At 78.1% G+C, this 2,313-nt stretch carries 1 protein-coding gene; it reads right to left on the bottom strand.

Translation table 11 applies throughout. The annotated features are described in order from the left end of the window. Positions 1-1,656, bottom strand: a 1,656-nt coding sequence (locus ACZ56B_RS23595) for a sensor histidine kinase (RefSeq protein WP_468793967.1), incomplete at its 3' end; no start/stop codon positions are given. Positions 1,657-2,313 lie beyond the last annotated feature (657 nt).

The following is a 2,313-nucleotide window of genomic DNA, read 5'->3' on the forward strand; positions in this document are numbered from 1 at the left end:
GTTTGTTTCTGGGGGGAGGGGGTGGTCCGTTTGGGCCCTTTCCTTCTTCCCCCCCCCCCCCCCCCCCCCCCCCCCCCCGGGGGCGCTCCCGTCCTCCGTGGGGTCGTCGCGGTCGTCGCGGTGGGTGCCGGGCGCGGCCTCGGCGGGGTTCGGCCGCACCGCGCGGGCGCCCCGGACCGGCAGCGGCGGGGGGACCGCGTCGTACGGCGGCGACGGGGCGGGGGTGTTCTCGCGGTGGTGCCGCTGCGGGGCGGCGGGGGGCGCCGCGGGGGGACGGGGTGCTCCGGGAGCCGGCACCGGTCCGCCGCCGTGCGCGGTTCCCGGCACCGGGGGGTCACCGGGTGCGGGGGCGGGTCGCGGGTGACGGGGCGCCGGGACCGTGCCGGTGCCGCCCTCGTGCGGCGGCCGGACCGCGCCCGGTCCGCCGTCGGCGTCCTCCGGTCCGGTGCCGAGCAGTGCCCGCGGCACCACGAGCACGGCCTGGATCCCGCCGTAGATGTTGGTCTGGAGGCGGACGTGGATGCCGTGCCGCTTGGCGAGCTGCGAGACCACGAACAGGCCGATGCGGCCGTCGGCCAGCAGGCTGGCGACATTGACCTGGTCGGGGTCGGCGAGCAGGGCGTTCATCCGCTCCTGTTCGCCGACCGGCATGCCGAGGCCGCGGTCCTCGACCTCGACGGCGAGCCCGGAGGTGACGAGGCCGGCCCGCAGCAGCACGTGCGTGTGGGGGGCGGAGAACACCGTGGCGTTCTCGACGAGTTCGGCGAGCAGGTGGATGACGTCGGCGACGGCGTGCCCGCGCAGGGTGCCGTCGATCGGCGGGACGAGCTTGACCCGGGAGTACTGCTCGACCTCGGCGATGGCCGAGCGCAGCACCTCGGTCGTGGGGACCGGGTTGCTCCACTGCCGCCGGGAGACGGCCCCGCCGAGCACGGCGAGGTTCTCGGCGTGGCGGCGGATGCGGGTGGCGAGGTGGTCGACGTGGAAGAGGCCCTTGAGCAGGTCGGGGTCCTCGATCTCGTTCTCCAGCTCGTCGAGGATCGAGATCTCCCGGTGCACCAGGGACTGCAGGCGCCGGGCGAGGTTGACGAACACCTCGAGCTTCTGTTCGCTGCCCGCCCGGCCGGAGAGCCGGGAGGCCCGCACGACGGCGGTGACGGCACCGTCGTGCGCGCGGGCGAGGTCGGCGGCGAGCAGGTCGAAGCCGTCGGCGTCGTCGGTGTCCCCGGCGGGCCCCCCGTGCCGCCGGGGCGGGGGCGGGTCGTCCCCGCGGCGCAGCGCCTCGACGAGGGCGCGCAGGTCGGCCTCGCGCCGGGCGGTGCCGCGGCGCAGCGTGCCGATGCGGTCGTGCACGGCCCGGGCGGCGCGGTCCGCGGCCACGGCGGCGATGACGATGCCGGCCAGCGCCACCGCCGTCGCGCCGCCGAGCACGCCCCACAGGGCGGGGCCCGGCCGCGTCCCGGCCGACCGCACGGTGAACAGCACGGCCGCGCAGGCGCTGAGGGCCACCGCGACGGGCGGGAGGACGGCGAGGCGCAGCAACTGGGACCGTATGTGCGTCCCGGGCAGCGCGGGAGCGGTCCGGGCGGACGGACGCCCGTGCCGTCCGCCCTCGCGCCGGTCCGGGCGGGCGGCCGGGGCGCGGAGGTCGGGCACCGGTGTCCTCGGGCCGGTCCGCCGGTTCCGGGCTGCGGGAGGGTGCGCGGCGGTGCGGCCGGACGCGCGGGCCGCGGCCGTGGCGCCGGGCGCCGGCGTGCCGGTCGTGCCCGGGGTGTCCGCCGGGCCCCGGCGGCGGGGCCCGTCGCCCCGCCGGCTCCCTCGTCCGCCCTGTGCCCGCACTGCCCGTCCCCGCTCCCTGCTCCGACCTGATCGGCACCGGCCGACGCGCCCGGGGCTCGGTGCGCCCGCCGGTCCGCGTCGTCGGCGGTGTGCCGCCGTACCGGTCGGGAGGGCCCGGGAAGGCCGAAGGTGTCGGCCACGCGCCGCCCGACCGACACTCACCGTAGTCGTCACCGCATCATGTGCGGTGGGCAGTTGACAAACTCGTGCGGACAGCATCCCGCTCTGGTATGAGGCTTCGTACGGCAGAGCGACGGGCCCGCCGACGGACCCACCGGCAGAGCGCCGGAAAGTGGTCGGAGAACGGTCCGGCCTGGTCAGACAACGGTCACGACAAGACGGCGGGAGGGCGGGGAGCTCACGGCCCCCCGCCCTCCCGCCGCCCCGCATCCGCACGCGGCGGCCGGCCGGGAGGGAGGGTTCCGTGGCCGCGCACCCTCGGCGGCCGCCCGGGAGCCACCGCGAAATGTGACT

It is taken from the genome of Streptomyces sp. NPDC034670, from assembly GCF_055574875.1.